The sequence below is a fragment of the Pseudomonas sp. LY-1 genome (assembly GCF_053502595.1).
Window position 1 is genome coordinate 2810937 of record NZ_CP094353.1, and the last position, 11952, is coordinate 2822888.

At 64.2% G+C, this 11952-nt stretch carries 10 protein-coding genes; 2 read left to right on the forward strand and 8 right to left on the reverse strand.

The genetic code is table 11. The features are described from left to right. Window positions 1-51 precede the first annotated feature (51 nt). The 7 genes from mhpT to MOQ67_RS13050 all read right to left on the reverse strand — a co-directional run bounded on the left by mhpT (window position 52) and on the right by MOQ67_RS13050 (window position 7646). Window positions 52-1257 carry a 3-(3-hydroxy-phenyl)propionate transporter MhpT gene (mhpT, locus tag MOQ67_RS13020; protein ID WP_126586895.1) on the reverse strand — a complete coding sequence of 402 codons (1206 nt, stop codon included), beginning with the start codon at window positions 1255-1257 and terminating at the stop codon, window positions 52-54. A gap of 84 nt (window positions 1258-1341) precedes the next feature. Continuing rightward, window positions 1342-2352 carry a 4-hydroxy-2-oxovalerate aldolase gene (gene dmpG, locus MOQ67_RS13025; protein ID WP_017847923.1) on the reverse strand — a complete coding sequence of 337 codons (1011 nt, stop codon included), beginning with the start codon at window positions 2350-2352 and terminating at the stop codon, window positions 1342-1344. A gap of 10 nt (window positions 2353-2362) precedes the next feature. After that, window positions 2363-3298, reverse strand: a complete 936-nt coding sequence (locus tag MOQ67_RS13030; RefSeq protein WP_090234805.1) for an acetaldehyde dehydrogenase (acetylating) — start codon at window positions 3296-3298, stop codon at window positions 2363-2365. A 32-nt stretch (window positions 3299-3330) separates the two neighbouring features. Next, window positions 3331-4137, reverse strand: a complete 807-nt coding sequence (gene mhpD, locus MOQ67_RS13035) for a 2-keto-4-pentenoate hydratase (protein WP_079443509.1) — start codon at window positions 4135-4137, stop codon at window positions 3331-3333. A gap of 14 nt (window positions 4138-4151) precedes the next feature. Continuing rightward, window positions 4152-5015 (reverse strand): alpha/beta fold hydrolase, encoded by an 864-nt coding sequence (locus MOQ67_RS13040; protein ID WP_198717256.1) that lies wholly within the window; start codon window positions 5013-5015, stop codon window positions 4152-4154. A gap of 17 nt (window positions 5016-5032) precedes the next feature. Further along, window positions 5033-5986, reverse strand: a complete 954-nt coding sequence (gene mhpB, locus MOQ67_RS13045; RefSeq protein ID WP_046484029.1) for a 3-carboxyethylcatechol 2,3-dioxygenase — start codon at window positions 5984-5986, stop codon at window positions 5033-5035. A 1-nt stretch (window position 5987) separates the two neighbouring features. Next, window positions 5988-7646 (reverse strand): bifunctional 3-(3-hydroxy-phenyl)propionate/3-hydroxycinnamic acid hydroxylase, encoded by a 1659-nt coding sequence (locus MOQ67_RS13050; RefSeq protein ID WP_046383940.1) that lies wholly within the window; start codon window positions 7644-7646, stop codon window positions 5988-5990. Between the two features lie 133 nt (window positions 7647-7779). Here MOQ67_RS13050 and MOQ67_RS13055 point away from each other — a divergent pair, with 133 nt between their 5' ends. Beyond that, entirely contained in the window at window positions 7780-8562 is a 783-nt protein-coding gene (locus MOQ67_RS13055) for a DNA-binding transcriptional regulator (protein ID WP_017847917.1), read from the forward strand. Between the two features lie 19 nt (window positions 8563-8581). Here MOQ67_RS13055 and MOQ67_RS13060 read toward each other — a convergent pair whose 3' ends face one another. Further along, complete coding sequence (locus tag MOQ67_RS13060) at window positions 8582-10981, reverse strand: DUF3772 domain-containing protein (protein WP_198717255.1); 2400 nt, start codon at window positions 10979-10981, stop codon at window positions 8582-8584. A gap of 199 nt (window positions 10982-11180) precedes the next feature. Between MOQ67_RS13060 and MOQ67_RS13065 the strand changes: the two genes are divergently transcribed. Continuing rightward, window positions 11181-11867, forward strand: coding sequence for a glycosyltransferase (locus tag MOQ67_RS13065; RefSeq protein ID WP_046383938.1), 687 nt, complete (start codon window positions 11181-11183; stop codon window positions 11865-11867). The last annotated feature ends 85 nt before the right edge of the window (window positions 11868-11952 follow it).

The following is an 11952-nucleotide window of genomic DNA, read 5'->3' on the forward strand; positions in this document are numbered from 1 at the left end:
AGGGGTAAGCCCCGCGCCATCGTGGCGCGGAAGGCGAGTACGGATTGGCGCTCAGTCAGCCGGGCAGCGGTTGCGGCGTACCGACAGGTAAAACATCGCCAGCGCGGCGATGACAATGCCGGGTGCCGAGGCCATCATCACGCCGGTGGTGCCGGTGCCCAGTGCGAGCATCTTGCCGGCCACCAACGGGCCGCTCATCGCACCCAACCGGCCAATGGCGACGGCGCTGCCGACGCCCGTGGCGCGAATTGACGGACGATAGAAATGCGGGGCCAAGGCATACAGCACACATTGCCCGCCCGTGGCGAAGAAACCGGCGACGAAGCCGGCCGCCAGCATGCTGTGCAATTGGGTGGCCATGCCCAGCGCAGTCAGTGACGCGAGGATGCCGAGGTAAATCAACGCCGACAACGCCCAGGCCGGCAGGCGATCCATGACCCAGCCCAGCAGCAACGTGCCGGCCGCCGCGCCAAATTGCAGCGCGAGCATCACCCAGCTGGCCTGAGAACCGCTGAAACCCTGGCCGACCAACAGGCTCGGCAGCCAGTTGATCAGGATGTAAACCACCATGAGCGTAAAGAAGTAGCTGACCCAGATCATCACGGTCGGCCATGCCGCGCCCCCGCGGAACAGCCCGCTGGCCACACTGATCGGCGCGGCGTCGCGCACGCTGCGAAACGCCGCGGATTCCGGCAGATAAACCCCCAGCAGCGGCACGATCAGCAACGGCACGATACCACCGACGTAGAACACCACTTGCCAGCCGCCGGCCAGTTGCGCGATGCCAATGCTGGCCGCCAGCGCCGCGCCCAGGGGCACGCCGCAATACATCAGGCTCACGGCGCTGCCACGCAGGCGCGGGCCAGCCACTTCACTGGTCAGCGCGATCAGGTTAGGCAGTGCCGCGCCCAGGCCGACGCCCGTGAGGCAGCGCGCAACCAGCAGGCTGTTGAAGTCCCAGGCCATGGTCGTGACCAGCGAGAACAATCCGAATAGGGCCACCGAGGCCATCAACACCCGTTTGCGGCCGATGCGATCAGCCAGCAAACCGCCGAGAAACGCTCCGGGCAGCAGGCCGAAAATGCCGGCGCTGAAGACCCAGCCCATGTGTAGTTTGTCCAGTTGGAACGCTGCCGCCATGCCTTGGGCGGCGATGCCCGAGGCTTGCAGGTCGAGGCCTTCCATCAGGGCGACGAGGAAGCACAGACCGATGGTCCGCGCCATGTACAACGGTGTCAGCACGTTTAGCGATGTCATGGGAAATACCCGTTTTATTGTTGTAATGGGCACAGCAAAACCGTCCGGCCGCTGCGTGGGCGACCGGACGGGGGGATGCACGGTTCAGCGTTTGAGCAGGTCCAGCGCGACGTCGACGATCATGTCTTCCTGGCCACCGACCATGCGGCGTTTGCCCAGCTCGACGAGGATGTCCACGGTCTTCAAACCGTACTTGGCCGCAGCGATTTCGGCATGGCGCAGGAAGCTCGAATAGACCCCGGCATACCCCAGCGCCAGGGACTCGCGGTCGACCCGCACCGGCCGATCCTGCAACGGCCGCACGATGTCGTCCGCTGCGTCCATCAAGGTGTAGAGGTCGGTGCCGTGGTTCCAGCCCAGGCGTTCGGCGGCGGCGATGAACACTTCCAGCGGCGCGTTGCCGGCCCCGGCGCCCATGCCGGCGAGGCTGGCGTCGATGCGGTCGCAGCCTTCCTCGACCGCGGTGATCGAGTTGGCCACGCCGAGCGAGAGGTTGTGGTGGGCGTGCATGCCGGTTTCGGTTTCCGGCTTGAGCACGGCCTTGAACGCACGGAAGCGATCACGGATGTCCTGCATGTTCATCGCGCCGCCGGAGTCGGCCATGTACACGCAGGTCGCGCCGTAGCTTTCCATCAGCTTGGCCTGGGCGGCGAGCTGCTCGGCCGGGATCATGTGGCTCATCATCAGGAAGCCGACGGTGTCCATGCCCAGTTCGCGGGCGTATTCGATGTGCTGTCTGGAGACGTCGGCCTCGGTGCAATGGGTGGCGATCCGCACCACGCGGGCACCGGCGTTGTACGCCGCCTTGAGGTCATGCACGGTGCCGATGCCGGGCAGCAACAGCGTGGTGATCTTGGCGTGGCTGATCACGTCGGCGGCGGCTTCGATCCATTCCAGGTCGGTGTGCGCCGCGAAGCCATAGTTGAAGCTCGAGCCTTGCAGGCCGTCGCCGTGGGCGACTTCGATCGAGTCGACCTTGGCCTTGTCCAGGGCGCGGGCGATGTCCTGCACGTTTTGCAGCGAATACTGATGACGCACCGCATGGCTGCCATCGCGCAGGGTCACGTCGGAGATGTAGATTTTCTTACCGTTCATGTCGCTCTCCTCAGGCCTGTTGCATCGACTGCGCCATGCGCTCGGCGGTAGCCAAGGCTGCGGAGGTCATGATGTCGAGGTTGCCGGCGTAGGCTGGCAGGTAATGGGCGGCGCCTTCGACTTCGAGGAACACCGAGGTTTTCAGGCCGGAGAATTTGCCCAGGCCAGGAATGTTCAGCGGCGCATCTGCCGGGATCACGTCGAACTGCACGTTTTGCTTGAGGCGATAGCCCGGCACATAAGCCTGCACGGCCGCCGCCATTTCGACGATGGAGGCTTCGACCAGCGCCTGATCCGCCGCTTCGGACAGCACGAACACCGTGTCGCGCATGATCAACGGCGGCTCGGCCGGGTTCATCACGATGATCGCCTTGCCCTTGGCCGCACCGCCGATGACTTCGATGGCCTTGGAGGTGGTTTCGGTGAATTCGTCGATATTGGCGCGGGTGCCGGGCCCGGCGGATTTACTCGCGATCGAGGCGACGATCTCGGCGTAATGCACCTTGGCCACGCGCGACACCGCGGCGACCATCGGGATAGTCGCCTGGCCGCCGCAGGTGACCATGTTGACGTTGAGCTGATCGAGGTTCTGCTCCAGGTTCACCACCGGCACGCAGTACGGGCCGATGGCTGCCGGCGTCAGGTCGATCAGGCGGATGCCGGGCTTGATCGCGCGCAGGAACGCATCGTTCTGCACATGCGCGCCGGCCGAGGTGGCATCGAAGACGAAGTCGATGTGCTGGAACACGTCCATGCGGGTCAGGCCTTCGACGCCTTCGTGGGTGGTGGCCACGCCCATGCGCTGGGCGCGGGCGAGGCCGTCGGAGGCCGGGTCGATGCCGACCATGACCGCCATTTCCAGGTGTTTGGCGTTGCGCAGGATCTTGATCATCAGGTCGGTGCCGATGTTGCCGGAACCGATGATGGCGACTTTGAGTTTATTCATTGTTATTGCCTCATATGCACGCAAGTCGCCGATTACTCGGCGCGACTGTCTACCGAGAAGTTCACGCCGACCCGGCCGATGCCGTCGATCTCGGCCTCGAACCGATCACCGGCAGCGACCGCCACCATCGGCCCCAGCGCGCCGGTGAGAATGATGTCGCCGGCGCGCAGCGGATCGCCCAGGCGCGCCATGGCGCAGGCCAGCCAGACCGCCGCATTGAGCGGGTGACCAAGGCATTCGGCGCCACTGCCGCTGGACACTTCTTCAGCGTTGCGGGTCATCCGCATGCTGGCCTGGCGCAGGTCGAGCCCATCGAGACGTCGAGCCGGGCCGCCCAGTACGAAGCAGCCGCTGGACGCGTTGTCAGCCACGGTATCGACGAAGCGGATGTTCCAGCCCTGGATGCGACTGCCGACGATTTCCAGAGCCGGCACGACCCAGCCGGTGGCCGCCATCACGTCGGCGAATGTGGTGTCGGCGCGGGGCAGGTCGCGTTCGAGGATCAGCGCGATTTCAGCCTCGATCTTCGGTTGCAGTACGCGGCCGCTCGGCACGGTGGCGTTGTCGCCGTAGCACATGTCGGCAAACAGGGTGCCGAAGTCCGGCTGGTCCACGCCCAACTGGGCCTGGACCTTGGGGTTGGTCAGGCCGATCTTGCGCCCGACCACGCGGCGCCCGTTGGCCACGCCGTGGTCGACGTTGAGGCGCTGGATGGCATACGCGGCGGCGGCGTTGTCTGCACCGATCCGCTCGCGCAGCGGCCCGATGGCTTCGCCGTGGTCTTCGGCCTGGCGCAGGTCGGCGGCGAGTTGTTGCAGGGTGTCTTGAGTCAGTGTCATGTCAGCCTCGATGATCAGTGGGTCAGGAAGTCCAGGACCATGCGGTTGAACTTCTCGGCGTGTTCCCACTGCGCCCAGTGGCCGCAACGGTTGAACACGTGCAACTGCGCCCGGGGCAGGCCGGCCAGCAGGCGCAAGCCGGTGTCCATCGGCACGAAGCGGTCCTCGCGGCCCCAGACGAGCAGGGTGTCGGCGCTGATTTCGTGCAGGCGGTGGCTGAAATCCGGAAATTGCTTGGGGTTGAGCGTGCTGCTCTTGACGAAGTTGTCCAGGTGATCGCGGCGCGACAGGATGTTGTCCAGGCGGGTCTGGAACAGCTCGTCGGTGAGGCCGCTGGCGTCGAAAACGAAGACATTCATCATCTTCTTCAGGTTCTCGATGGTCGGGTCGCGGTACAGCGCGCCGATCAGCTTGATGCCTTCGGTGGGCTGCGGCACGAAGGCGCTCGGGCCGCCGGTGCCGCCGCCCATCAGGATCAGCTTGCCGATCCGCTCAGGGTATTCCAGGGCGAAGGCGACGGTGCTGTGGGCCCCCATCGAATTGCCGATGATGTGCACGCGCTCCAGCCCCAGCACATCGAGCAGGCCCTTGAGCGCTTGGGCATTGAGGTTCGAGCGCGAGCCTTCGCTGACGATCGTGTCGCTTTTGCTCCAGCCGGGGCAATCCATCAGGATCACGCGAAAACCGGCATTCACCAGCGGCTCGATATTGCGATTGAAGTTGGCCCAGCCGCTCGCGCCCGGCCCGGAGCCGTGCAGCATGACCACGGTTTCGGCGCCTTCGCCAAGGTCGTTGTAGTGCAGTTGCAGGTCCAGGTCGCCTTCCTTGATACGGGCAAAGCGGCTGGTGGAGGCTTCACTGAAAGCAGTGGCAGTCATGGCAGTGTTCCTTGAATTCATGGGTGAGGGGGCAGCGGCTGTGCGCCAAGCGCACCGAAACCTGCGATCCACTCGGGAATCGGGCGGTAGTAGCGGCCTTCGGTCTGATACGGGCCGAAGGCACTCAGGGCAGCGAAGGCGGCGACCCAGGTTTTGACTTCATGGGTCGACTTGCCGGCCAGCGCCGACAACGCGTCATTGCCCAAGCTGTCGAGGTCGCGCATGCGGCCCTGTTCGAGGCTGTCGAGAAACTGCTGATCCCAGGCCGGGTTCAGCGGGTGCAGGCTGTTCGGGTCTTCGACGAAAGCGCGGGCGGCTTGAATCACCCGGTTCTGGCGGGCCTGTCGTTCATCGGCGGGGAGCTGACGCCCGCTGCCCATCAGACGGTCAGCCATGCGCGCGTCGACCTTGGCCAGTTCCGGTACCGGTGGCTGATGGGACAAACCACCGGAAGCGAGGAACAGCACACGTTTATCCAGCGCTTTGGCCCATTGGCCGATCGCTTCACCCAGCAGTCGGGCGCGTTTGAAACTCGGCAGCGGCACCGCCACCGAGTTGATAAACACCGGAATCACCGGGCAGCGCTGCAAGCCGCCGAGCAACAGTTCCAACGGTTGCGCGAACCCATGGTCGACCTGCATGCGATACGACACCGCGGCATCGACACCGGCATCCAGCACCGCCTGGGCGCAGGATTCGGCCAGCGCTTTGGGCACGTCGAGCGGGCCGGCGGCGGTGTCGAAATCGCCAATCGCGTGGGCCGCCATGCCGATGCAAAAGGCCGGCATCACGTCGTAGAAAAAGCCGTTGTAATGGTCGGGAGCGAACAGCACCACCAACTGCGGGTCGAAGCGGGCGATACGCTCGCGCGCGGCGTCGATCACGCCGTCGACTTCAGCCAATACCTGCGGCGCCGGATCGACGTAGCCCACCAACGGCGTATGAGACAAACAATGCACAAAGGCGCTCATGTCACGCGACCTTGCTGACAACAGCGTTCGCCGAGGTCGGTGGCACGGCTTTGAGTGCCCGGGCCAGGTCATCGCAGGCCTGGCCGACGGTTTGCGGGATGGCCAGGCCGGCGAGGAAGCGGTCCGGACGCACCAGGGCGATGGACGAGGTGCCGAGCGCGAACCATTCTTTCAAGCGCCCGCTGCTGTCACCCACGCGGATCACGTCTTGGCCGGCATCGCTCGGTACTCGGAGCTGGACGTCCGGCAACACTTGGATGAAGCGCGTGCCCAGGGCTTTCCAATGGGCGATTTGCGTGGCCGACAGGCCCCAGGTCGGATCGCAGCCCCAGGCAATGATCGCAAAGTTGTCGCCAATCACTTCGTCCAGCAGCACAGTGGTGCCGGCGTCGGTCAAGACCTTTGGCTGAATGAACATCTTGCCCACCGGCGAGCCCGTTGCAGTCGGCACGATCAACGCGCCCCGGGTGTATTGCGGCATCGGTTTGAAGCGCATTTCGACGAAGTAACGCTTGACCGGCGGCAGGTAGTTGAGCAGCCACGACACCCCATCGCGCAGGGTGCCTTGCCAGCGTTTCGGCGGCGCCAATACGTGGCCGGCGAGTACGGAGAGGTTGATCATCGCCTTGGCGTGGTCGCGGCGTTCCTGTTCGTAGCTGTCGAGCAGGCTGTCGGCGGCCAGGCCCTTGATCACCAGCGCGAGTTTCCACGCCAGGTTCAAGGCATCGCGCATGCCGCTGTTGTAACCCTGGCCTTGCCATACCGGCATGATGTGCGCGGCATCGCCGGCCAGCAGCACCCGGCCCTGGCGGAACCGCCCGGCCAGACGCGCGTTATGGGTATAGACGCGGCTGCGGATCAGCTCGATGCGGTCGGGGTTGGGCAAGACTTTGCTCAGCAGCTTGCGCAGGTTCTCGGGCTTGCTCAGCTCGGTCTCGGTTTCGCCGGGCATCACCATGAACTCGAAACGACGCACGCCATGGGGCAGGGCGGCGGACACGTAAGGACGCACCGGGTCGCAGCACAGATAGACATGGGGCGTGGCCAGCGGGTCGTTGGCGATGTCGACCACGATCCACTGATTGGGCGCGGTCTTGCCTTCGAAACTGATGTCCAGGCTGCGCCGCACCAGGCTGTTGCCACCGTCGCAACCGATCAGGTAACGGGCATTCAGGCGTTCGCTGCGGCCATGCTGATCCTTGAGGTTGAGCACCACCGCGCTGTCGCTTTGTTCAAAGCTGTCTAGCTCGCGACTGAACAGCACCTTGACGTTGCTGAAGCGCTGCAGGCCGTCGAACAGCACGCGGTCGGCCAAAGGTTGAATGAACGCGTTGCGGCGGGACCAGCCGAACTCGTCGGTTTTCGGTTGGATATCGGCAAAGCAGCGACCCTTGGGCGTCAGGAAACGCATGGCGTGCCAAGGCGTGGTATGCGGCAGCACCTTGTCCGCCAGACCGACGGCCTGGAATGTGCGCAGGCTTTCATCGTCCAGGCCGATGGCGCGGGGGTAGTCGATCAGGGTGTCGAGCTTTTCCACCAAGGTGACGTTCACGCCACGTTGTCCCAGGTAATTGGCGATCATCAAGCCGACAGGGCCGGCGCCGACGATGGCAACGTCGGCGGTCAGCTCCAATGTGGAAGGAGCGGGTGCAAGACTCATGGGTATCTCCGTACAGCGTTTTTGGATTTCTTGTGGGGCGCAGTATGGAAATCACGAGGCTGGTGGACAACGAAAACCCCTGCTAGTGTGCACCAGGTGCACAGCGTTGATTTGAAACGATAATGGAGCGTCCATGAGCGAAACAGAATACAAAACCGTTCGTGGGCTGATGCGGGGTTTGGCCCTGATCAATGGCTTGAATCGTTTCGATGGCGGGGCCAGTACGGCGCAGTTGGCCGAGCAAAGCGGGCTGCACCGGACCACGGTTCGCCGGCTGCTGGAGACCTTGCAGGCCGAGGGTTATGTGCGCCGCAGCGAGTCGGATGACAGCTATCGCCTGACGCTGAAAGTCCGTGAACTGAGCGAGGGATTTCGCGACGAGCAATGGATTTCGTCGATTGCCGCACCGCTGCTCGGCGAGTTGCTGCAACAAGTGGTCTGGCCCACCGACCTGTGTACGCTGGACGGCGACGCCATGGTGATACGCGAGACCACGCATCGCTTCAGTCGCCTGTCGTTTCACCGCTCCATGGTCGGCCGGCGTTTACCCTTGCTCATGACCGCCATCGGGCGCGCGTACTTCGCGTTCTGCCCGCCGGCCGAGCGCGAAGAGCTGATCGAGTTGTTGATCAGCCGCGACGATGAACAGTCGGCGCTGGCGGCGGATCGCGGCTTTGTCGATCGGTTGGTCGAGCACACCCTCGGCAAGGGCTACGGCGAAAACAATTCCCACTGGGGCCTTGAGCGTAAAATCGCTGCGATTGCGATTCCGATCAGGCACGAGGAGCGGGTGATGGGCTGCCTGAATCTGGTCTACATCGCCAAGGCGATGTCAGTTGAGGAAGCCGCCCGCCGCTATCTGCCGGCCATGCAGGGCGTGGTGGAAAAAATCAGAACGCAATTGGCGGAGTGCTGATGCTTGGTTGTGTGGCGCTCTAATCGGCCGGCGAGGCTTTTTCCGCCGCCTCATTGATCAGCACCATACTCTGCGGCGATGACAGCGCCACGCCGAGTTCGCGCAGGCGCCCGAGGACGGTGAACAGCAGGTCGCTGCGGGCTGTTCCCACCGAGCGCGGGCTGTTGACGTAACCGCTGACGCCGATGACCAATCCGTTGGCGGTCAGGTCCTTGAACGTCACCGACGGCGCCGGCGTGTCCAGCACGTCTTCGTGTTCGGTGAATGCCGTCAACAGCAGTTCGCGGATCTGCAGCACATCGGTTTCCAGCGGCAGGGTCAGGGTGATGCCGACCACGCCCAGCGCATTGCCCATGGTCACGTTGCGCACGTTCTGGGTGATGAACTGCGAGTTGGGCACGATCACCGTTGAGCGATCGGACATCTGGATTTCCGTGGCGCGCACGTTGATGCGGCGGATATCGCCTTCGACGCCCGCGAGGCTGACCCAATCGCCGACTTTGACCGGGCGTTCGGTGAGCAGGATCAGGCCGGAGATGAAGTTCTGCACGATCGCCTGCAGGCCGAAACCGATGCCCACCGACAGCGCACTGACCACCCAGGTCAAGTTGGTCAGGCTGATATTCAGCGTGGACATCACCACCACCGCGACCAGCACGAAGCCGATGTAACCCACCAGGGTCACCAGCGAGGCGCGCATGCCGGCGTCCATGTTGGTTTCCGGCAGCAGCCGTTCGCCGAGCCAGTTCTTGAGCACGCGCACGCCGAACAGGCCGATCGCGAGCAGGACAAGGGCCAGCAGAATATCGCCAGGGGCGATGTTCAGGTTGCCCAGCGGCTTGCTGCCCAGGTCGAGTTGCGTCAGGCCCGCCAGCAGCTCGCCCGGGCTGGAGCCGGAGGGCAGGAACGCCAGCAGCACCGCGGTGAACATCAGCAGGGTGCGGCCCACGCCCGCGAGTATCGTGCTGGCCTGTGCCTGGTGGCGTTCGGACAGGCCCAGGGCCGAGCCGAGCGCCAGGCCGCCAGGCTGTTTCGGCGAGAGCAGGGTCTCGCAGAGGTCGCCGAAGCAGGCGATCAGCAGATAAGCCGTTGCCGCGACCACGCTCATCCACAGCAGCTTGACGGTGAGGAAGTAAGCCAGGGTCAGGTAGCCGCTCAACAGCGCCAGCAGGCTGATCCCGATCCAGGTCCCGGCGACAAACGGAATCAGCCCGGCGATGCCGCTCATGCGTTCAAGCGCGTATCGGCGGCGGGTGCGGCGGTAACGCAGCAGGCCGAAGAAGAACACCAGCGCGATGGCCAGCGCGGTCAGGCCGTTCACCGCCGTGGTCAGTGCCAGGCTGCTGGCGATGACGCTGTTGATGCGTTCCTGGGTGCCGATCAGCATCAAGGCCAGGCCCATCAGCACGGGGAAGGGGGCCAGGGCGACGGCGATCTGGTCGGGGATCTGGGGTAGGCGCCAGGACGGATGCGCGCGCATCAACAGGGCGCGACCGAGGCCGACAATGAAGGCGCAGAACACCACCAGGGTCTGCAATTGATCGAGCAGCGTTAGCATATCGGCGCTGGGCACGGTGTCGCGTAGCACGCCCCAGCGCAGCAGCGTGGCGGCCAGGCTGATGGTCAGCACGGTGGCCAGCCCCACCGCCAGCGCCAGCGCACTGCGACGCAGGCGGCCTTCGGGGATCCAGCGCACCGTCAGGCGGACCAGCGTGTGCTCCAACACCCGTCGTCCCGTCACCCAGACCAGCAGCGCACTGAACAGCATGCTCATGAAAAACCAGCGGTTTCCCGGCGCCACGGCGGTGTCCGTCACGCTGCGTACATCGGCGTACAGGCCGCGTAAACGGCTGAGATCGTCGTCGGTCGGGCGGATGATGTTGGACCAGAACACCACACTGATCGGGCTCGCCGAGCGGGTGCTGATCTGTGAGTCGAAGAGGCTGCGGCGCAGGCTGAAGATCTGCGCGGCCATGTCGCTGGCGGATTGGCTCAGGCTGCTGGCCTGGCGCTGCTCGTTGAGCAGGGTGTTCTTCTGCCGGGTCAATGCGCTGCGTTGTTGGGTCAGGCTGGGAGGCTCATTGACCTGTACCGGGCCAAGCACGTTGAGCTGGTCATCCAGGTGTTCAAGATCGAGGATTTGTTTGGCGGCCAGGGTGTCGGCCTGTTTTTGCACCTGCAAGGCGGCCTGGCGCAAGGTCGAGAGCAGGTCGTCGTTGGCGCTGCCCGTGACTTTCTGGCGGATCAGGTCGAGTTGGTCGTTGAGGTCTTGCACACTGGCGTCTTCAGCCAGCAGCGGCACACTGCGCGGGTCGCTGATCAGCGAAGGCGCAGCCTGCGCGAGGCTGGGCAACGTAGCGCACAGCATCAGCAGGGCGAACAGCCCGGTGAAAAAACGGCTCGTGGTGACTCGATGCATGCGCCTTGCCCTTTGACGGTTACCCAAATACCTAAGCGTCACCACTCTATGAGGCGAAGGCAAGCCATTCGTGCGAATTTTTTGGGGAGGCACGGCGGCAACGATGCGCGTCGTCAGGCGGCGGCACAAGATTGTTTAAACCTTCTGCCTCAGCGCTATGTCGATAGCTGGACATACTTCGCCAACTGAGGCAACGCCAATGATAGGAGTCGTGATACCCGCCCATAATGAAGAGCGGCAGATCAGCGAGTGCCTCGCTTCTGTGCGGCTCGCCAGTGAACATCCCGCGCTTGACGGCCGCCCGGTTGAGATACTCGTGGTTCTGGATGACTGTTCCGACCGCACCGACGCGTTGGCGGCGGCCCACGGTGCGGCGACACTCGACGTGCGTTTTCAGAATGTGGGCAAGGCCAGAGCCGTCGGCGCCGAGACGTTGCTCAAGCGCGGCGTGCAGTGGCTTGCCTTCACGGATGCAGACACGCGGGTTCCCCAGGATTGGCTGGTGCGCCAGCTCGGGTTTGGCGCTGATGCGGTGTGCGGCACCGTCGAGGTCGACAGCTGGAACGAGCACGGCGAACGGGTGCGTGCGCAATACCTGGAGCGCTACCGATTCATCGAAAACCACCGCCACATCCATGGGGCAAACCTTGGGTTGAGTGCCGAGGCCTATCGCACCGCCGGTGGGTTTCAGCACCTGGCCGCCGATGAAGACGTCCGCCTGGTGGCCGACCTTGAACGGACCGGCGCGCGGATCGCCTGGACGGCCACCATTCCGGTGATTACCAGCGCGCGTCGGGACTACAAGTGCCAGGGCGGGTTTGGCGAATACCTGGCTTCGCTGATCCCGCCATCCGCTCACGCCGAAGCCGATTCCCCCTGCACCTGAGCCCCGTGCGTGGGTTGCCTGGAAGCAATTGACGGAAAATACGCTAAAGTCCATTATGGATTTATAAGTACAAAAACCTGCCTGA

Coding starts and splice junctions, on each gene's coding strand:
- mhpB (WP_046484029.1), bottom strand. CDS start 5,986: ATGAGCGCCTTTGTGCATTGTTTGTCTCATACGCCGTTGGTGGGCTAC.
- MOQ67_RS13040 (WP_198717256.1), bottom strand. CDS start 5,015: ATGACTGCCACTGCTTTCAGTGAAGCCTCCACCAGCCGCTTTGCCCGT.
- mhpT (WP_126586895.1), bottom strand. CDS start 1,257: ATGACATCGCTAAACGTGCTGACACCGTTGTACATGGCGCGGACCATC.
- MOQ67_RS13060 (WP_198717255.1), bottom strand. CDS start 10,981: ATGCATCGAGTCACCACGAGCCGTTTTTTCACCGGGCTGTTCGCCCTG.
- MOQ67_RS13065 (WP_046383938.1), top strand. CDS start 11,181: ATGATAGGAGTCGTGATACCCGCCCATAATGAAGAGCGGCAGATCAGC.
- MOQ67_RS13030 (WP_090234805.1), bottom strand. CDS start 3,298: ATGAATAAACTCAAAGTCGCCATCATCGGTTCCGGCAACATCGGCACC.
- mhpD (WP_079443509.1), bottom strand. CDS start 4,137: ATGACACTGACTCAAGACACCCTGCAACAACTCGCCGCCGACCTGCGC.
- MOQ67_RS13055 (WP_017847917.1), top strand. CDS start 7,780: ATGAGCGAAACAGAATACAAAACCGTTCGTGGGCTGATGCGGGGTTTG.
- MOQ67_RS13050 (WP_046383940.1), bottom strand. CDS start 7,646: ATGAGTCTTGCACCCGCTCCTTCCACATTGGAGCTGACCGCCGACGTT.
- dmpG (WP_017847923.1), bottom strand. CDS start 2,352: ATGAACGGTAAGAAAATCTACATCTCCGACGTGACCCTGCGCGATGGC.